Genomic DNA, 18245 nt, shown 5'->3' on the forward strand with positions numbered 1-18245 from the left:
AGGGCCGCGTCTCTTCCTGGTCAACCCAGGAGGAATCCAGTGAGCGACAAGAGCAGCATCTTCAGGGTCACCGCCGTGGTCGCGGCCACCGGGCTCGGCCTCGCCGCGCTCGGCGCGTGCGGCTCGTCCGACTCCGGGAGCGGTGGGGGCTCCGGGTCCAAGACCGTCACCCTCGTCAGCCATGACTCTTTCGCCTACACCAAGGACGTACTGAAGGCGTTCGAGAAGGAGTCCGGGTACAAGGTCAGGGTCCTCAAGGACGGCGACGCCGGGCAGGCCGTCAACAAGGCGATCCTCACCAAGGACAACCCGCAGGGAGACGTCCTCTTCGGCGTCGACAACACCCTGCTCTCCCGCGCCCTCGACAACGGGCTCTTCCAGTCGTACGAGGCCAAGGGCGCCGACGGCATCCGGTCCGAGTACCGGGTCGACCAGGACAAGCACCGGGTCACGCCCATCGACTCCGGTGACATCTGCGTCAACTACGACAAGGCCTACTTCAGCGCGCACAAGCTGGCCGTGCCCACGTCCTTCGACGACCTGATCAAGCCCGCGTACAAGGATCTGCTCGTCACCGAGAACGCCTCGACCTCCTCGCCCGGCCTCGGCTTCCTGCTCGGCACCGCCGCGAAGTACGGCGACAAGGGCTGGGAGGGCTACTGGAAGAAGCTCAAGGCCAACGGCGTGAAGGTCGTCGACGGCTGGGAGCAGGCCTACAACGAGGAGTTCTCCGGGTCCGCCGGCGGCAGGAAGGCCAAGGGCGACCGCCCGCTCGTCGTCTCGTACGCCTCCTCGCCGCCCGCCGAGGTCATCTACGCCGACCCCAAGCCGAAGACTGCGCCGACCGGTGTCGCGGACGGCACCTGCTTCCGCCAGGTCGAGTACGCGGGCCTGCTGAGCAACGCCGGGAACACCGAGGGCGGCAAGGCGCTCATCGACTTCCTGGTCGGCAAGCAGTTCCAGGAGGACATGCCGCTCAACATGTTCGTGTACCCGGTGGTCGAGGGCGCTGAGGTGCCCGACGCGTTCACCCGGTACGGGCCGGCCGCCGCGAACCCCGAGACCCTGGCCCCCGCCAGGATCGCCGACAACCGTGACGAGTGGGTCAAGTCATGGACCTCGCTCGTACTGAAGTAGAGCCCAGCGCGCGCCCCCGGTCTCCGCGCCGGGGGAGCGCGGCGCGGCTCGGGCTCATGATCGTGCCCGTCGCGTTCTTCGGGGTCTTCTTCGCCTATCCGGTCGCCGCGATCACCGTTCGTGGGCTGAAGGTCGACGGCGTCTGGCGGTTCGGGCGGATCTGGGACGTGCTCGGACAGTCCGACATCCGGCACGTCCTGTGGTTCACGACCTGGCAGGCGCTGGCCTCGACCGCGCTCACCCTGCTGATCGCGCTCCCCGGCGCGTACGTCTTCGCGCGCTTCGAGTTCAGGGGCAAGCAGATTCTGCGGGCCGTCGTCACCGTGCCGTTCGTGCTGCCGACGGTCGTCGTGGGCACGGCCTTCCTGGCGCTGCTCGGGCGGGGCGGGCTGCTCGACGAGCTGTGGGGCGTACGCCTGGACACCACCGTGTGGGCCATCCTGCTCGCGCACGTCTTCTTCAACTACGCGGTCGTCGTCCGCACGGTCGGCGGTCTCTGGTCGCAGCTCGACCCGCGGCAGGAGGAGGCCGCGCGGATGCTCGGCGCCTCCCGGTTCGCGGCCTGGCGCGGGGTGACGCTCCCTGCGCTCGGCCCGGCCGTGGCCGCCGCCGCGCTCATGGTGTTCCTCTTCACCTTCACCTCCTTCGGCGTCGTGCAGATCCTCGGCGGCCCCACCTTCTCGACGCTCGAAGTCGAGATCTACCGGCAGACCTCGGAGATCTTCGACCTCTCGACGGCCGCCGTGCTGACGCTCGTCCAGTTCGTCGCGGTGGGCGCGATCCTCGCCGTCCACGCCCGGACCGTACGACGGCGGGAGACGGCCCTGCGGCTGGTGGATGCCGCAGCGAGCGCGCGTCGGCCGCGCGGGGCGGGGCAGTGGGCGCTGCTCGCGGGCGTTCTCGGCTCCATCGCCGTGCTGCTCGTCCTGCCGCTCGCCGTCCTCGTCCAGCGCTCGCTCGACGCCCCCGGCTTCGGCTACTACAAGGCGCTCACCAGCGACGAGGGCAGTCTCTTCCTGGTCCCGCCGATCGACGCCGTCGGCAACTCGCTGCGGTACGCCTTCGCCGCGACCGCCATCGCCCTGCTGATCGGTGGACTCGCGGCCGCCGCCCTCACCCGCCGGGACGCCGGACGCCTGGGACGCCTGGTCCGCGGCTTCGACGCGCTGCTCATGCTGCCGCTCGGCGTCTCCGCCGTGACCGTCGGCTTCGGCTTCCTCATCGCGCTCGACGAGCCGCCGCTGGATCTGCGGAGCTCATGGATCCTGGTGCCGCTCGCGCAGGCGCTGGTGGGCGTCCCCTTCGTCGTACGGACCATGCTGCCGGTGCTGCGCGCGGTGGACGGACGTCTGCGCGAGGCCGCGGCGGTGCTCGGGGCCTCGCCCTGGCGGGTGTGGCGCGAGGTCGATCTGCCGATGGTGCGGAGGGCGCTGCTGGTCGCGGCCGGGTTCGCCTTCGCGGTGTCGCTGGGCGAGTTCGGCGCGACCGTCTTCATCGCACGGCCCGACAACCCGACGCTGCCGGTCGCCGTGGCGCGACTGCTCGGACGGGCCGGGGACCTCAGCTACGGGCAGGCCATGGCCCTCTCGACCATCTTGATGCTGGTGTGCGCGGTGGCGCTGCTGGTCCTCGAACGCCTACGCACCGACCTTCGCTCCGACCGGACGGGAGAGTTCTGACGATGCTCGAACTGGAGGGGGCGACCGTACGGTTCGGGGGGCGCCCGGTGTTGGACGGCGTCGGGCTCGATGTCGGCGAGCACGAGATCGTGTGCGTCCTGGGGCCCAGCGGCAGCGGCAAGTCGACCCTGCTCAGGGCCGTCGCCGGGCTGCAGCACCTGGACGGCGGGCGGGTGTTCCTGGACGGCCGCGACCTCGACGGCGTACCCGCGCACAAGCGGGGCGTCGGCCTGATGTTCCAGGACCACCAGCTGTTCCCGCAGCGCGATGTGGCCGGAAACGTGGCCTTCGGGCTGCGTATGCACGGGGAGTCGAAGCGCCGACAGGCCTCGCGGGTGGGGGAGTTGCTGGACCTTGTGGGTCTGCCGGGCGCGCAGGGCAGGGCCGTCGCCTCCCTCTCCGGCGGCGAACAGCAGCGGGTCGCCCTCGCCCGCGCTCTGGCTCCCCGGCCCCGGCTGCTCATGCTCGACGAGCCGCTCGGCCAGCTGGACCGTTCGCTGCGTGAGCGACTGGTGGTCGAACTGCGGGAACTCTTCGGCGAGTTGGGCACCACCGTTCTCGCGGTCACCCATGACCAGGGCGAGGCCTTCGCGCTCGCCGACCAGGTCGTCGTCATGCGGGACGGGCGGATCGCCCAGTCGGGTTCACCTCTTGAGGTCTGGCAGCGTCCGGCCGACGAGTTCGTGGCCCGCTTCCTCGGCTTCGAGAACGTGACCGGGGCGACCGTCTCCGGTCAGGCCGCGGACACCCCCTGGGGCAAGCTGCCGGTGCCCCCGGACACTTCGCAGGGCGAGGTCACGCTGCTCGTCAGGCCGGCGGGCGTACGGCTCGTACCGGCCGAGGAGGGGCTGCGGTGCGCGGTGGCCGCGCGGACGTTCCGGGGCACCCATGTCGCCGTACGGCTGCAGCCCGAGGGGGCGCCGCGGCTGGAGGCGGCGTGTGCGCTGCGGGACGCGCCGGAGACCGGGGACGAGGTCGGGGTGGCCTTCGACGCAGCCGAAATCGTCGTACTCGCAGGAGTTCCGGGGCCCTAGTGTGCGGCCTGTAACGCTACTCGGGCGCGAGCGATACTGCGACGAAGTCGTCGGGCGGACCGCGCTGCTGCGGGCCCACCTCGCGGGTGCCGATCTCGCCGCGACCGTGCCGACCTGTCCGGAGTGGACGCTGCGGCGGCCGGCCGTGCAGGTGGGCGAGGCGCACCGCTGGACCGAGCACATCGTCCGCACGGGGGCGACCAGGAGCGTGCCCGTCGAGCACCTGGGGGGCGTCGTGGGGCCCGAGGCCGACGATCCCGTCTCCCTGGACGTCTGGCTCGCGGAGGGCGCGGAGACGGCCGCAGGGACGTTCCGCGCCGCCGGGGCGGAGTCTGCACCTGCACGCCACCGATGCCGTGGCGGGTCCGGACGCCGAGTGGGTCGTCGAGTTCGACGACAAGGGGTTGCTGGACCTCTGGTTGTCGCGGGCGTCGTTCGGGTGAGGTTGGCGCGGGCCGCGCTGCGCCGGCCGCGCGGGGGTGTGTGCAGGCTGCGGGCTGGTGGGGGCTGGTCGCGCAGTTCCCCGCGCCCCTAAAAGATTGCGCCGTTCCCCGCGCCCCTTGAAAGCCAGAAGGTTGCGCCGTTCCCCGCGCCCCTGGGGGCCGCGTCCCTGGAGGCCGCGCCGCCGAGGGGTTCTGACGCAGCGGTGGCCCGCCCCCTTGTTCGGGGGCGGGCCACTACTGGATGTGCTGCGACCAGCTGGTGTCAGCGGGTCTTCGCTGCGCCTCGGCGGCGGAGCGCGAACATCACGCCGGCGCCGGCCGCCACGAGCGCGGCCGCTATGCCGGCGATCGCACCGGTGTTGGAGCTGGAACCGGTCTCGGCGAGGTTCGAGTCGCCCGCCGGCGACGGGGCGTTGTCACCGGTAGAGGCGGCCGGGGTGCTCTCCGACTCCGACGGCTCCGGGGACTCGGCGGGCTTCGAGGGCTCCTCCGCGGGCTCGGAGGGCTTCTCCGAGGGCTTCGGGGTCGCCGGAGGCGTGGTCGTCTCCGGGGACTCGCAGGCCTCGGACGGGGTGACGAGGTTCGGCTTGATGTCCTCGTCGACCTGGTTGCCGGCCTTGACGTGCACGCGGTACGTCGCGTTCGGCTTCCAGTCCTCGGAGAAGTCGACGGTCACGCCTTCACGCGTGCCCTCGACCTCCTGCTCGCCGACGAGCTTCGCGTCGGCACCGTTCGACTGGAGGTAGACACTGACCTTGGCCTTGACGCCCGACGGGTCCTTGTCGGTGACACTGATGACGCCCTTCGTGCCGTCGCACTTGGCGGCGGCCGAGAACTCGCTGATGTTGCAGGCGAGCGCGTTGCCGGCCAGGCCGAGCGTGAGCGCGGCCGAGGCGGAGGCAACTCCGAGAATGCGCACAGAACGTGCGGTACGGCGAGATATGGACACGATTGCCCTTCACGGGATGCACAAAATGAGGGGGGTTGATGGGAGCTACTGAGAAACAGCAATCCCAGACGCCTCACAGGTTTATTGGGCACCGTCTCCGGTTGTCAATCCGTGTGTCCGTCTTGCCCCTTGGCTTTTAGGTTTCATTTACACGCGACAGGCGGTCGAGCGCCTCCGGTGCCTCCTCGATCCGGTCCACCAGCGTGATGCGGGACTCCATCGGGCGGTCGCGGGCGAGGGCCTGCAGGAGCGGCCAGGCGGGCAGCCGCTGCGTCCAGTGGGCGCGGTCCACCAGGACCATGGGGGTGGGTTCGCCGCGGGACTCGTAGTAGTTGGGGGTCGTGTTGTCGAAGATCTCCTGGACCGTCCCGGCGGCGCCGGGCAGGAAGACCACCCCCGCGTTCGAGCGGGCCAGCAGGCCGTCCTCGCGGGTGGCGTTGGCGAAGTACTTGGCTATGTGGGAGGCGAAGGCGTTCGGCGGCTCGTGCCCGTAGAACCAGGTGGGGATGCCGACGGAGGCGTTGCCTTTCGGCCAGCGCTCGCGCACCCCGAAGGCGGCGCGCGCCCACTCGGCCACCGACGGCACGAACGAGGGGGCCTTCCCGAGGAGTTCGCACGCCTCGTCCAGCATGCCGTCGCGGTACGGGGCCGCGTAGGCGCCGAGGTTGGCCGCCTCCATCGCGCCGGGGCCGCCGCCGGTCGCCACCGTGAACCCGGCGCGGGCGAGCGCGCGGCCGAGCCTGGCCGCGCCCCCGTATGCTTCGGTGCCGCGCGCGATCGCGTGACCGCCCATCACACCCACCACGCGCGCCCCGCGCAGGAGTTCGTCCAGGGCGTCGGAGACGGAGTCGTCGTGGATCGAGCGCAGCATCGACGCGTAGACGTCCCCGTCGGCACGGGTCCGCCGGAACCAGTCGTACGCGGCGGCGTCCGGCGTCGCCTCGTAGCCCTTGTCGAGGGAGCCGAACAGCTCCTCGGGCGTGTAGAGATGCCCGCGGTACGGGTCGAACGGCACGTCGGGCAGCGGCGGGAAGACCAGCGCGCCGTCGGCCCGGATCTTCGCCGCCGCGTTCTCCCGCATCGGGCAGCCCAGGAAGACGGCGCCCGCGGTGTCGCTGGCGAGCAGCTCTTTCGTACGGTCCGTCAGATCGACTGCCTGTACGCGGAAGCCGGTGAGGGTGCCGCGGGCCGAGACGGTCGCGTCGAACTCCTCCAGCGTCTCGATCTCACGGTCGTTGTGATGGGCCACGTGGGCGGGGCTCGTCTGCACCCGACCATGTAAGCACGGGCTGTTCGGGCACGGCCTGTCCGAGCGCTGTCCCGTCGGGCGGGGGCGGGGATTCAGCCCTGGACGACGGCCGGGTCCATCCACATGACCTCCCAGGTGTGGCCGTCCGGGTCGTCGAAGGCGCGCCCGTACATGACACCGTGGTCCTGGGTCTCCCCGCTCGCGGAGCCGCCCGCGGCGATCGCCCTGTCGACCAGTTCGTCGACCTTCTCGCGGCTCTCGGCGCTGAGACACAGGAGCACCTCGCTCGTCCTGGTCGAGTCCGCGATCTCCTTCTTCGTGAAGTCCGCGTAGCGCTGCTTGTTCAGCAGCATCGCGACGATCGTGTCGCTGATGACGACGGACGCGCAGTTCTCGTCCGAGAACTGGGCGTTGATCGTGTAGCCGAGCTCCGAGAAGAACTTCTTGGACACGTCCACGTCGTTCACGGCCAGGTTCACGAAGATCATCTGCTGGTACATGGGAGGTCCTCCGTCGGGTGAGTTGCTGTTCGGAGAGTCAGACCGGGGCCCCGCCGAGAAGTCATCGGTCCGCGCGCAACTTTTTCGTACACGCGGATTTTTTCGCACCCGCACTCGACCGGGTGGCGGATCGGGTGGCGGATCGCGGGGTGGGCCGAGCGGTGGGCCGAGCGGTCGGTCCGTTCTCGTACGCCCGGTCAGCGGATCAGTGGCATGGCCGCCAGCTCCGCGATCGCCCAGGTCAGGGGGGTGAGGACGGCGAGGAGGGTGCCCGCGCGGAGGGTGGCCGCGGCGCGTAGCGTCGAGGCGGGCGCGCCGATCCGCAGCAGCGCCGCGGTGGTGTCGGCGCGCGCGTTCCTCGCCTCGACGGCGGCGGTCAGCAGCGTCGCCACCGCGCATCCGGCGACGAGCAGCAGGCCGAGTGTGGTGAGGGGGCCGATGCCGGGACGCGTTCCGGTGTAGAGCACGGCGACTGCGTACGTGCCCGACGCCACCGCGCACACCACGCCGAGCGGGCGTCCGAGGCGGGCCGCCTCCTCCATGAGCACGCGTCCGGCGAGCAGGCGCAGGGCGCTCGGTCGTACGGACTGGAGGAGCCTGCCGCACAGGTGCGTGAGGGCGGGTCCGGCCAGTGCGAGGCCGAGTGCGGTGAGCGCCCAGCCGACGAGCACGCCGAAGGGGGCGCCGGTGAGTCCGCCGGGTAGCGCGTGGCCTTCGTGGGCGGGGGCGCCCCGGCTCGCGTACGTCTCCACCGCGAGGCCTGCGGCCAGGACGGCGGTGCCCCAGGGGAGGCCGGCGGGGGTGGGGAGCGGGGGGAGGGGGGCGTGGGGGTTCTGCGGGGTGTGTGGTGTCTGCGGGGCGGTGGGGGCTGGTCGCGCAGTTCCTCGCGCCCCTTGGGGGGTGGGGTGGGCGGGGGTGTTGGGTTCGGTGAGTGGATGGGGGTGGTGCGGGGTGTGGGGTGTCTGCGGGGCGGTGGGGGCTGGTCGCGCAGTTCCCCGCGCCCCTTGCGGGGCGGGGTGGGTGGGGGTGTCGGGTCCCGTGTCGGCGCGGGTGGCCGCGCGGCGGGGTACGTCCAGCGGGAGTACGCGGTCGTGGCTGTCGGAGCCGGGTGCGTCGGGCGGGAGTACATGGCTGTGGCTGTCGGAGGCGGGTTCTTCGGAGGCGGCGCGACTGTCGCGCTCGGGTGCGTCCGTTGCGTTCGTTGCGTCGGGGCCGTCGGTCCGGGCGTCGGCGGACGGAGCAGGGGCCGTCTGTAGGGCTGCCTCGCGGCCTTCGGCGGGGGCGGGCGCCTGTCGGAGCGTGCCCCTGTCCGTGCGGGCTCCGAAGCGGCCGTAGGTGCTGGAGCCGATGCGTTCGGCGGAGCGGCCGTAGCCGCCGAAACCGCCCAGCCGTCCCGGGCGTCCGCCCACCGCGGGGACGGTCGGGCGCGGGCCCCGCGGACGCAGTACGACCGCGCTGGTCGCGGACGCGAGGACCGGTACCAGGGCCAGCAGCGTGAGCGTGGCGGGCAGGGGCAGCGGCTGGTTCGCGGCGAGGAAGCCGGCCGCGTCGCCGTCCAAGGGGAGGCCGGTCAGGTCGCCGCGCAGGTGCAGGAAGAACAGCAGGGCGACCATCGAGCCCAGCGTGCAGGACACGGCGGTGGAGACGGCCGCCAGGATCATCAGCTGCCCGGGTCCCAGACCGATCGCCGCGAGCCCGGCCCGCGGGCGGGTGGCCGGGTCGGTCCGGGCGACGGCGACCGCGAACTGCACGGTGGCCGCGATCGGCGCGAGGCACCAGGCGAGCCGGAGCACGGCCGCCGTGGACGCGTCGGGGTGCCCCAGCGCGTATCCCAGGGTGCACAGGAGCAGGAAGCCGGTGCCGGCGGACGCCGCGGCGACGAGGAGCCTGCGGAACTGGACGGCGGGGTTGGCCCCGCGGACTAGGCGGAGAGCGAGCACGCGGCCCGGCCTTCCGTCTCGGTGGGACCGGTGGGACCGGCGGGACCGGTGGAACCGGTTGGGGGGCCGGTTGGACCCGTCGGACCGGTGGGCTCGGCCTGCTCGGGGAGCGGAGGCAGATGGACCGTGTGCACGCGCCGTCCGTCGAGCAGCGACACCGTGCGGTCGGCGAGCGCCGCGGTGTCCGCGTCGTGCGTGGCCAGGACGACGGTGATCCGGTGCGAACGGGCCGCCGCGGTGAGCGTCCGCAGCACCTGGGCGCGGTCGGCGCGATGCAGCGGCGCGGTGGGCTCGTCGGCGAAGATCACGCTCGGCGCGGGCGCCAGGGCGCGGGCGATGGCCACCCGCTGGCGCTCCGACTGGAGCAGGGCGTACGGGCGTTTGCGGGCGCAGCCGCCGACGTCGAGGCGGTCCAGCCACTCCAGCGCGGCGGCCTTGGCCCGGCGGCGGCTCACCCCGCGCAGCATCAGGAGCAGGGCGGCGTTCTCCCAGGCGGTCAGCTCGGGGACGAGGACCGGCGCCGGGTCGATCCAGCCGAAACGGTCGCGGCGCAGCCGTTCGCGTTTCATCGTGCTCATGGTGTGGACGGGCGTGCTGTTGAACCAGACCTCGCCCTGCTGGGCGAGGAGCTGTCCCGACAGGCACTGGAGGAGGGTCGTCTTGCCGCTGCCGCGCGGGCCGCCGACGGCGAGGATCTCGCCCTCGCGAACCCCGAGTGAGACGCCGGTGAGTGCGGGTGAGCCGTTGTGTCTGACGTGCAGGGCGCGTGCCCAGAGCACGTCGTTGTCCGGCGGAGCCGCCATCGCGTACACCTCTTCAGATCTGATTTGCGCTGCCCGGGCGGCCTCGGAAGGTCGCGGGGTCCCCCGGTCGGGGGAACGAAGGCAGGGCCGATCGGTCACTGGGCACGCTAGGGAGTCGGGGCCCGGAGGCCGGACAGCACGCGGCCCCGGGGCGCGCATTCTCACTCGAACGGGCGCCACCGGGGCCGGTGTTGATCACTTGTTCAGCTCAAAGGCTGAGCGGGCGGACGGGCGGACGGGCGGACGGGCGGACGGGCGGCTGAGCTGACAGGTTCAGCTCAGCCGCGATGGCCGCATCGGCCGACGCCTTCGGCTCACAGCTTCGCCCAGGCCTCCGTCAGCACCTGGCGGACGATGCCCTCGATCTCGTCGAACGTCGACTGGTCGGAGATCAGCGGCGGCGACAGCTGGATGACCGGGTCACCGCGGTCGTCGGCGCGGCAGTAGAGGCCGTACTCGAAGAGCTTCTTGGAGACGAAGCCGTAGAGCACGCGCTCCGACTCCTCGTCCGTGAAGGTCTCCTTGGTGGCCTTGTCCTTCACCAGCTCGATGCCGTAGAAGAAGCCGTTGCCGCGGACGTCGCCGACGATCGGCAGGTCGTGCAGCTTCTGGAGGGTGGAGAGGAACGCGCCCTCGTTGTCCAGGACGTGCTGGTTGAGGTTCTCGCGCTCGAAGATGTCGAGGTTCGCGAGGCCCACGGCCGCCGACACCGGGTGACCGCCGAAGGTGTAGCCGTGCAGGAAGGTGTTGTCGCCCTGGTAGAACGGCTCGGCCAGCCGGTCCGAGATGATGCAGGCGCCGATCGGGGAGTAGCCCGAGGTCATGCCCTTGGCGCAGGTGATCATGTCCGGTACGTAGTCGAACTTGTCGCACGCGAACATCGTGCCGAGGCGGCCGAAGGCGCAGATGACCTCGTCCGAGACGAGCAGCACGTCGTACTGGTCGCAGATCTCGCGCACCCGCCGGAAGTAGCCGGGCGGCGGCGGGAAGCAGCCGCCGGCGTTCTGCACGGGCTCCAGGAAGACGGCGGCGACCGTCTCCGGGCCCTCCATGAGGATCTGCTCCTCGATCTGGTCGGCGGCCCAGCGGCCGAAGGCCTCGGGGGAGACGCCGGACCCCTGGTCGAGGAAGGCGGGCGCGCGGTAGATGTTGGTGTTCGCGACCTTGTGCGCGCCGGGGACCAGCGGCTCGAACGGGGCCTTCAGGGCGGGCAGGCCCGTGATGGACAGGGCGCCCTGCGGGGTGCCGTGGTAGGCGACCGCGCGCGAGATGACCTTGTACTTGGTCGGCTTGCCCTGCAGCTTGAAGTACTGCTTGGCGAGCTTCCACGCGGTCTCGACGGCCTCGCCGCCACCGGTGGTGAAGAAGACCTTGTTCAGGTCGCCGGGAGCGTGGTGCGCGAGGCGCTCGGCCAGCTCGACGGCCTTCGGGTGGGCGTACGACCAGATCGGGAAGAAGGCCAGTTCCTTGGCCTGCTTGGCGGCCGTCTCGGCCAGCTCGGCACGGCCGTGGCCCGCCTGGACCACGAACAGACCGGCCAGACCATCGAGGTAGCGCTTGCCCTTGTCGTCGTAGATGTAGGTCCCCTCGCCACGGACGATCGTGGGGACGGGCGCGTTCTCGTACGAGGACATGCGGGTGAAGTGCATCCACAGGTGGTCGTACGCGGTGCGGCTGAGGTCCTTGGCAGTCACGGCTATCGGGTTCCCCACATGTAGGTCTGCTTCTTGAGCTTGAGGTAGACGAAGCTCTCGGTGGAGCGCACGCCGGGCAGGATCCGGATGCGTTTGTTGATGACGTCCAGCAGATGGTCGTCGTCCTCGCAGACGATCTCGGCGAGGATGTCGAAGGAGCCCGCGGTCATCACCACGTACTCGACCTCCGGCATGGCGGTCAGCGCGTCCGCGACCGGTTCCAGGTCGCCGTCGGCGTTGATGCCCACCATCGCCTGCCTGCGGAAACCCACGGTGAGCGGGTCCGTGACGGCGACGATCTGCATCACGCCCTGGTCGAGCAGCTTCTGGACGCGCTGGCGCACGGCCGCCTCGGAAAGGCCCACGGCCTTGCCTATCGCGGCGTACGGCCGGCGGCCGTCCTCCTGGAGCTGCTCGATGATGCCGAGGGAGACGGCATCCAGCTGGGGAGTGCCGTTCCTGGACTCGCGGGAGTCCCGGGGGTCCCTGGGGTCTGCGCTTCGACTGGCCACGGGCTCACTCTGCACGAGGGCTCGACGGTTCCGCAAGGTGCGATCGATGAAATTCGTTGTTTACGTGTTCCAAGTCTGCGGATTTCGCAGCTCTGAGGCCAGTGGGGGTGTTGAAAACGTCGGGGCGAGGATTAGGGTGGGAGGTCAGGTGTCTCAGCCAGTGGACACCTGAGCCGAAGGACCGTACAAGGACAGTCGTAGAACATCCGCTATCCGATGTCCGGTGAGGACATCCGACAGGAGGGCCGGGCAGTGAGCACCGAGCTGCGTCGTCTGCGCAATTACATCGCCGGAGAGTTCCGCGATGCCGCCGATGGACGGACCACGGACGTGGTCAACCCCGCGACGGGTGAGGCGTACGCCACCGCGCCGCTGTCCGGTCAGGCCGACGTCGACGCCGCGATGGAGGCCGCCGCCGCGGCCTTCCCCGCCTGGCGCGACCGGACCCCCGCCGAGCGCCAGAAGGCCCTCCTCAAGATCGCGGACGCCTTCGAGGAGCGTGCCGAGGAACTCATCGCCGCCGAGGTCGAGAACACGGGCAAGCCCATCGGACTCACCCGGTCCGAGGAGATCCCGCCCATGGTCGACCAGATCCGCTTCTTCGCGGGCGCCGCGCGCATGCTGGAGGGCCGGTCGGCCGGCGAGTACATGGAGGGCCTGACCTCGATCGTCCGCCGCGAGCCGGTCGGTGTCTGCGCGCAGGTCGCGCCGTGGAACTACCCGATGATGATGGCCGTGTGGAAGTTCGCCCCGGCGCTCGCCGCGGGCAACACGGTCGTGCTCAAGCCGTCCGACACCACCCCGGCCTCCACGGTCCTGATCGCCGAGATCATCGGCTCGATCGTCCCCGAGGGCGTCTTCAACGTCATCTGCGGCGACCGTGACACCGGCCGCGCGATGGTCGAGCACCGGATTCCGGCCATGGCGTCCATCACCGGTTCCGTGCGGGCGGGCATCTCCGTCGCCGAGTCCGCCGCCAAGGACGTCAAGCGCGTCCACCTGGAGCTGGGCGGCAAGGCGCCCGTCGTGGTCTTCGAGGACACCGACATCGCCAAGGCCGTCGAGGACATCTCGGTGGCGGGCTTCTTCAACGCGGGCCAGGACTGTACGGCCGCCACGCGCGTCCTCGTACAGGAGTCCATCCACGACGAGTTCACGGCCGCGCTCGCCAAGGCCGCCGCGGACACGAAGACCGGGCAGCCGGACGACGAGGACGTGCTGTACGGGCCGCTGAACAACCCGAACCAGCTCAAGCAGGTCACCGGCTTCATCGAGCGGCTGCCCGCGCACGCCAAGGTCGAGGCGGGCGGCCACCGCGTCACCGACAAGGGCTGCGAGAACGGCTACTTCTACGCCCCGACCGTCGTCTCCGGCCTGAAGCAGGACGACGAGATCATCCAGAACGAGGTCTTCGGTCCGGTCATCACCATCCAGTCCTTCACGGACGAGGCCCAGGCCGTCGCGTACGCGAACGGCGTCGAGTACGCGCTGGCCTCCTCCGTCTGGACGAAGGACCACGCGCGCGCGATGCGCATGTCCAAGGTCCTCGACTTCGGCTGCGTGTGGATCAACACGCACATCCCGCTGGTCGCGGAGATGCCGCACGGCGGCTTCAAGCACTCCGGCTACGGCAAGGACCTGTCGGGGTACGGCTTCGACGACTACACGCGGATCAAGCACGTCATGACGTCGCTCGGCTGAGCGTTCGGTACGCGGTACGCGGTACGCGTCACGGGACACGTGGTGCGGGACATGCGGGGTGCGGCCCCCGGGCGGGAGTCGGTCCGCCGCCCGGGGCCGCCGCGGCCGGACGCGGGTCAGCCGCTGAGGACGAGCCCCTCGACGCTCGACTCCGTGCCGCTGTCCTCGGGCTGATCACCGCCTGCCTTCTCACCGCACCGACGGGGAGTCACCGTCGGACGGCGAGGCCGATCCGACGGCCACGGCCTGACCGGCGTACACGGGGTAGGGGCGGCACGCCGAAGAACTCGTCGACCACTACTACGAGCCCGCCGTGGCCGCCGAACTCGCCGCCTGGGTCAACTACGTCTGCCCCGTCCCGGCCGCCCAGGACGTCCTGGCCTCCGCCAAGGACGAGGAGACCGCCGCCCTCGCCGAGGACCCGCTCATCTTCCCCGACACCGCCATGCGCAAGAGGCTCGCGATCGCCCGCGACATCACGGCGAAGGAACGCACGGAGTTCGCGAAGCGCTGGAACGCGATCGCGGGGCTGTAGAACGCCACGTCACCGTGTGGGACAAGGTCCTGATTCCGTAGCCGGGCCGGAGCGAGTCAGCCGGGCCGGCCCGGCCCGGGCCGGAGCAGGGAGCAACGAGGTCCGTGTGGTCCGGTAGACGGGTCCGGCACCCGACTGCCCCGCTCAAGATGCGCCACGCCGGACAGCTACCAGACTTGCGTGTATGGCAGAAGAGCGTCGGCCGCGCGCCCGGAAGTCCTCGACGACAACCGCTCCCCGCTCCCCGCGTGCGGGCGGGGCGGAACATGCGGCGCGTGCGGCCTGCCGGAGCCTGGAGGGCCTGATCGGCCATCCCACTGAGGGCGTATCGGCGGTGAGGCGGGACGACGACGGCTGGTGTGTCGTCGTGGACGTCCTTGAGCTGCCCCGGATTCCGGACACGACGAGCCTTCTCGCGTCGTACGAGGTGAGGCTCGACCAGGACGGCGAGCTCATGGAGTACCGCAGGGTCCGCCGCTATCGGCGGGGGTCCGCCGACGAGTGAGCAGTGCCCCAGGTTGCCCGACTACCGGAAGGACCCCTCATGCCTGCGACCACCTACTCCGACGAGGTAGTTGCGTGCCCGCCGCGCGCCGGCACGTTGTACGACGTGCTCGAACTGATCCTTGACCGGGGCATGGTCATCGACGTGTTCGTCCGGGTGTCCCTGGTCGGCATCGAGATCCTCAAGATAGACGCGCGCATCGTCGTGGCGAGCGTGGACACGTATCTGCGCTTCGCGGAGGCGTGCAACCGGCTCGACCTGGAGCACGACTCCGGCAGCACCACCATCCCCGAGCTGCTCGGCGGCAGTGCCGCCAAGTCCATCGGCAAGCGCAAGGTGCGCAAGGCCGCGGAGAGCGTGGGCGACACCGTCCGCAGGGCCGTCGGCGGCCGTGACGACGACTACGACGACTTCGACGAGGACGAGGACGCGGCAGAGGAAACGCGGCAGGAACGGCCGCGGAAGCGGCGCGCCCCGGCCCGGAGCGGTACGAGCCGCCGACGACCCGTGGAGGCGTGAGCCGTGCCGGACGAAGGTGTGTACGTCTACGCGATCATCCGTGCCGCGGGACCGCTGCCCGCCGACGCGCGGGGTGTGGGCAGCCCGGCCGCGCCACTGCGGCTGCTCCGGCGCGGGCGGGTCGCGGCTGTCGTCAGCGAGGCTCCGCCCGCGCTCCGCGCCAGACGCCGGGATCTGCTCGCTCACCAGGAGCTGCTGCTGCGCCTGTCGGAACAGGGCCCGGTGCTGCCGATGCGCTTCGGGATGATCGCGACCGACGAGGAGACGGTGCTCGGCCGGCTGGCGGTGCAGGAAGCCGAGCATCTGGCCGCGCTGGAGCACCTCTCCGACGGGGTCGAGATCAACGTCAAAGCGCTCCCCGCGCAACACGCGCTGGCAAACCTCGTCGCGGAGGACAAGCGGATCCGCCTGCTGAGGGACGAGGTACGTCGACGGCCCGGTTACGAGGCGAGCCTCAGGCTGGGCCAGGCGGTGGCCGCCGCACTGGAGAGCCGGGCCGCCGAAGCGGGTCGGCGGGCTCTGGGCGAGCTGACGCCCAGGGCGCGCGCGGTGACCTCGGGCCCCGAGGTCCAGGGGTGTGTCCTGAACACGTCGTTCCTCGTCGGCCGCGGCGACAGCGAGGCCTTCCGCAAGGCGGCGGAGCGCTTCGCACACACCCACCGCGACCGTGTGGAACTGCGTCTCTCCGGTCCGCTGCCCTGCTACAGCTTCGTCGCCGCCGAAGGCATTCCCGTCCGCGCCGCCGGAGCCTGAGATGGGACTGATCACCGGGCTGCTCACCCTCCCCATCGCGCCGGTCCGCGGCGTCGTCTGGGTGGCGGAGAAGCTCAACGACGCCGCCGAGCGAGAGCTGCACGACCCCGGAGTCCTCCGCACCCAGCTGGCTGTGCTGAACCAGGAGTTCGAGGACGGGGACATCGGCATGGAGGAGTTCGAAAGAGAAGAGGAACGGCTGCTCGACCGGCTGCACGCCGCACGGGCCCGCTCCTCCCCGGACGATCGAAGGTGACGGGCTCATGGATGACAAGGACAAGGTGGCTCTCGCGGCTGCCGTAGTGGGCGGCTATGTGCTGGGCCGCACCAAGAAGGGCCGGCTGGCGCTGTCCGTCGCGACCTATCTGGCGGGTCGGCGCTTCGGCCTGGAACCCCGCCAACTCGCCGCCGAGGGGATGCGCAGGCTCGGGGAGCTTCCGCAGTTCGCCGAGCTGCAGGAGCAGCTGCGCGGGGAAGTGCTGGACGCGGGCCGCGAGGCGATGGCCGCCGCCGCCGACCGGGGCATGAGCACGCTCGCCGGTGCCCTCAGCGACCGTACGGCCCGGATCGGAGAGAAGGCGACCGAGGGAGACGAGGACGAGGAGGAGCCGGAGGAGGAGTACGAGGAGGAGCCGGAGGAGGAAGAAGAGGAGCCGGAGGAAGAGGAGCCGCAGGAGAGGCCCCGGCGGAAGACCGCGACACGCAAGAGGGCGCCTGCGAAGAAGGCCGCACCCGCGAAGAAGAGCGCGCCTGTGAAGAAGACCGCTCCCGCCAAGAAGACCGCGGCCAAGAAAACCGCGGCCAAGAAGACGGCAGCGAAGAAGACGGCAGCGAAGAAGACGGCGCCGTCGAAGCGAGCAGGATCCAAGCGCGCCGATCGTCGGAGGTAGGCAGTCATGGCCAAGAAGCAGGGTGACCGGTCGACGGAGGAGACGTCGGGCCTGGACGAGCTTCGTGAACAGCTGTCCAGATTCGTGTCGGCGCAGGTCGAGCATCTGGCGGAGAAGGCCGGCGACAAACTGACCGACGTCACCGGGCAGCTCACGGACGCGGCTCAGAACGGCGGCTCGCTGCCCGCGATCGGCTCACGTGTTCTTCAGGGTGACTCACCCCTGAAGGCTTTCGTCTCGGAGAAGGCCAAGGGCGTCAAGGACAACGTCGTGGGAAAGGCCAAGGAAGCCTTCGGCGGAGGAAAAGGCAAACGCAAGGCGAGCGGTGGCAAGGTCATGAACATCATCGAGGTTCTCGATGTGGGGGTTCCTCTGCGGGACGCCTATGACCACTGGACGCAGTACGACCAGTTCAGCGGCTTCGCGAAAGGTGTTCGCGACGTTTCGAAGAGCGACGAGATCGAAAGCGACTGGAAGGTCAAGGTCGGCCCGTCGACGCGCAGTTTCAAGGCGACGGTCCAGGAACAGATCCCCGACGACCGGATCGTCTGGACCTCCGAAGGCGCCAAGGGCACCACTCGCGGCGCGGTCAGTTTCCATGAGCTGGGCCCCACGCTGACGCGGATCGTGCTGGTCGTGGAGTACTACCCGTCCGGCTTCTTCGAGAAGACGGGAAATCTCTGGCGGGCACAAGGCCGCCGGATGCGTCTCGACTTCAAGAATTTCCAGCGGTACGTCACCCTCAGCACCGAAGAGCCCGAGGGATGGCGCGGCGAGATCCGTGACGGAGAAGTCGTCGTCTCCCACGAGGACGCGGTGGAAGAGGAAGAGGCGGAGCAGGAGGACCAGGAGGACCAGGAGGGGCAGGAGGATTACGAGGAGGGCGCCGAATCCGAGTACGAGGACGAGAACGCGCCGGAGGACGACGAGGACGAAGAGGACGAGGACGAGGACGCGTACGAGGACGAAGAGGGGCCGGAGGAGGAAGAGGAAGAAGAAGAAACCCCGCCGAAGAGGAGAGGGCAGAGGCGGCGTCGTGACTGATGTCGACTTCCGGCAGGGGTCCTATCCCGTGCCCGGCCCGCAGACCACCAACCTCGCCGACATCCTCGAACGCGTTCTGGACAAAGGGATCGTGATCGCCGGGGACATCAAGATCGAGCTTCTCGACATCGAACTGCTCACCATTCGGCTCCGGCTGTTCGTGGCATCGGTGGACACCGCGAAGAAGGCCGGAATCGACTGGTGGGAGAACGATCCGGCACTCAGTTCGCGTGCTTCCCGCGACGCGCTCCAGGAGGAGAACCGAGATCTGCGTGAGCGGCTGAAGGAGCTTGAGTCCGAGGCACCGGAAAAGCAGCCCCGATAGCGATTCCGCGGCACCGTCCGAAGTCAGCGATCA

The 18245-nt window shown here is 70.5% G+C and carries 17 protein-coding genes and 2 pseudogenes; 12 read left to right on the plus strand and 7 right to left on the minus strand.

Translation table 11 applies throughout. The annotated features are described in order from the left end of the window. The first annotated feature begins 39 nt into the window (after positions 1–39). Genes ACH4DZ_RS37945 through ACH4DZ_RS37955 form a run of 3 tightly spaced genes read left to right on the plus strand, consistent with a single transcriptional unit; the run spans position 40 to position 3850 of the window. Positions 40–1137: a thiamine ABC transporter substrate binding subunit gene (locus ACH4DZ_RS37945; RefSeq protein ID WP_398293137.1), complete on the plus strand. Its 1098-nt coding sequence runs from the start codon at positions 40–42 to the stop codon at positions 1135–1137. Continuing rightward, entirely contained in the window at positions 1113–2816 is a 1704-nt protein-coding gene (locus tag ACH4DZ_RS37950; RefSeq protein WP_398293139.1) for an ABC transporter permease, read from the plus strand. Before ACH4DZ_RS37945 ends, ACH4DZ_RS37950 begins: the two co-directional genes overlap by 25 nt. A gap of 2 nt (positions 2817–2818) precedes the next feature. Further along, positions 2819–3850 (plus strand): ABC transporter ATP-binding protein, encoded by a 1032-nt coding sequence (locus ACH4DZ_RS37955; protein WP_398293141.1) that lies wholly within the window; start codon positions 2819–2821, stop codon positions 3848–3850. Between the two features lie 705 nt (positions 3851–4555). Here ACH4DZ_RS37955 and ACH4DZ_RS37960 read toward each other — a convergent pair. From ACH4DZ_RS37960 to ACH4DZ_RS37990, 7 genes are all read right to left on the minus strand, one after another. After that, positions 4556–5212: an LAETG motif-containing sortase-dependent surface protein gene (locus ACH4DZ_RS37960; RefSeq protein WP_398293143.1), complete on the minus strand. Its 657-nt coding sequence runs from the start codon at positions 5210–5212 to the stop codon at positions 4556–4558. Positions 5213–5378: 166 nt separating this feature from the next. Beyond that, the gene (locus ACH4DZ_RS37965; protein ID WP_398293145.1) at positions 5379–6512 is read right to left on the minus strand and encodes an LOG family protein; all 1134 of its coding nucleotides are present in this window, start codon (positions 6510–6512) and stop codon (positions 5379–5381) included. Between the two features lie 71 nt (positions 6513–6583). After that, positions 6584–6991 carry a VOC family protein gene (locus ACH4DZ_RS37970; protein ID WP_398293147.1) on the minus strand — a complete coding sequence of 136 codons (408 nt, stop codon included), beginning with the start codon at positions 6989–6991 and terminating at the stop codon, positions 6584–6586. 197 nt (positions 6992–7188) lie between these two features. Further along, complete coding sequence (locus tag ACH4DZ_RS37975; RefSeq protein ID WP_398293149.1) at positions 7189–8931, minus strand: hypothetical protein; 1743 nt, start codon at positions 8929–8931, stop codon at positions 7189–7191. Beyond that, entirely contained in the window at positions 8913–9734 is an 822-nt protein-coding gene (locus ACH4DZ_RS37980) for an ABC transporter ATP-binding protein (protein ID WP_398293152.1), read from the minus strand. Before ACH4DZ_RS37980 ends, ACH4DZ_RS37975 begins: the two co-directional genes overlap by 19 nt. A 314-nt stretch (positions 9735–10048) precedes the next feature. Continuing rightward, positions 10049–11446, minus strand: coding sequence for an aspartate aminotransferase family protein (locus ACH4DZ_RS37985; RefSeq protein ID WP_398293154.1), 1398 nt, complete (start codon positions 11444–11446; stop codon positions 10049–10051). Continuing rightward, positions 11431–11955: an Lrp/AsnC family transcriptional regulator gene (locus tag ACH4DZ_RS37990; RefSeq protein WP_398293156.1), complete on the minus strand. Its 525-nt coding sequence runs from the start codon at positions 11953–11955 to the stop codon at positions 11431–11433. Before ACH4DZ_RS37990 ends, ACH4DZ_RS37985 begins: the two co-directional genes overlap by 16 nt. A 237-nt stretch (positions 11956–12192) precedes the next feature. On the opposite strand from ACH4DZ_RS37990, the gene ACH4DZ_RS37995 reads away from it, so the two are divergent. The 9 genes and pseudogenes from ACH4DZ_RS37995 (at position 12193) to ACH4DZ_RS38035 (ending at position 18212) form a co-directional block, all read left to right on the plus strand. Beyond that, positions 12193–13641, plus strand: coding sequence for a gamma-aminobutyraldehyde dehydrogenase (locus ACH4DZ_RS37995; RefSeq protein WP_398293158.1), 1449 nt, complete (start codon positions 12193–12195; stop codon positions 13639–13641). Between the two features lie 271 nt (positions 13642–13912). After that, positions 13913–14176: pseudogene (locus tag ACH4DZ_RS38000) on the plus strand (spermidine/putrescine ABC transporter substrate-binding protein); the annotation flags it as partial. Between the two features lie 184 nt (positions 14177–14360). Continuing rightward, positions 14361–14681, plus strand: coding sequence for a gas vesicle protein (locus tag ACH4DZ_RS38005; protein ID WP_189775399.1), 321 nt, complete (start codon positions 14361–14363; stop codon positions 14679–14681). Between the two features lie 39 nt (positions 14682–14720). Then, a complete protein-coding gene (gvpJ, locus tag ACH4DZ_RS38010) occupies positions 14721–15200 on the plus strand; it encodes a gas vesicle protein GvpJ (RefSeq protein ID WP_398293160.1) in 480 nt (159 codons plus the stop codon). A gap of 3 nt (positions 15201–15203) precedes the next feature. Next, on the plus strand, positions 15204–15953 hold the full coding sequence (locus ACH4DZ_RS38015) for a GvpL/GvpF family gas vesicle protein (RefSeq protein WP_398293162.1): 750 nt from the start codon (positions 15204–15206) through the stop codon (positions 15951–15953). A 1-nt stretch (position 15954) separates the two neighbouring features. Further along, complete coding sequence (locus ACH4DZ_RS38020) at positions 15955–16209, plus strand: gas vesicle protein GvpG (protein ID WP_398293166.1); 255 nt, start codon at positions 15955–15957, stop codon at positions 16207–16209. Positions 16210–16216: 7 nt separating this feature from the next. Continuing rightward, positions 16217–16840: pseudogene (locus ACH4DZ_RS38025) on the plus strand (histone protein); the annotation flags it as partial. A 9-nt stretch (positions 16841–16849) separates the two neighbouring features. Continuing rightward, positions 16850–17887: an SRPBCC family protein gene (locus tag ACH4DZ_RS38030; RefSeq protein WP_398293168.1), complete on the plus strand. Its 1038-nt coding sequence runs from the start codon at positions 16850–16852 to the stop codon at positions 17885–17887. Continuing rightward, positions 17880–18212, plus strand: a complete 333-nt coding sequence (locus ACH4DZ_RS38035) for a gas vesicle protein (protein WP_398293170.1) — start codon at positions 17880–17882, stop codon at positions 18210–18212. Before ACH4DZ_RS38030 ends, ACH4DZ_RS38035 begins: the two co-directional genes overlap by 8 nt. The last annotated feature ends 33 nt before the right edge of the window (positions 18213–18245 follow it).

Source organism: Streptomyces sp. NPDC017991, assembly GCF_044328075.1.
Classification (GTDB): Bacteria; Actinomycetota; Actinomycetes; order Streptomycetales; family Streptomycetaceae; genus Streptomyces.

Excerpts from the sequence above, each read along its gene's own strand:
- ACH4DZ_RS37950 (WP_398293139.1), top strand. The coding sequence starts at position 1,113 with ATGGACCTCGCTCGTACTGAAGTAGAGCCCAGCGCGCGCCCCCGGTCT.
- ACH4DZ_RS37980 (WP_398293152.1), bottom strand. The coding sequence starts at position 9,734 with ATGGCGGCTCCGCCGGACAACGACGTGCTCTGGGCACGCGCCCTGCAC.
- ACH4DZ_RS38030 (WP_398293168.1), top strand. The coding sequence starts at position 16,850 with ATGGCCAAGAAGCAGGGTGACCGGTCGACGGAGGAGACGTCGGGCCTG.
- gvpJ (WP_398293160.1), top strand. The coding sequence starts at position 14,721 with ATGCCTGCGACCACCTACTCCGACGAGGTAGTTGCGTGCCCGCCGCGC.
- ACH4DZ_RS37955 (WP_398293141.1), top strand. The coding sequence starts at position 2,819 with ATGCTCGAACTGGAGGGGGCGACCGTACGGTTCGGGGGGCGCCCGGTG.
- ACH4DZ_RS38020 (WP_398293166.1), top strand. The coding sequence starts at position 15,955 with ATGGGACTGATCACCGGGCTGCTCACCCTCCCCATCGCGCCGGTCCGC.
- ACH4DZ_RS37970 (WP_398293147.1), bottom strand. The coding sequence starts at position 6,991 with ATGTACCAGCAGATGATCTTCGTGAACCTGGCCGTGAACGACGTGGAC.
- ACH4DZ_RS38005 (WP_189775399.1), top strand. The coding sequence starts at position 14,361 with ATGGCAGAAGAGCGTCGGCCGCGCGCCCGGAAGTCCTCGACGACAACC.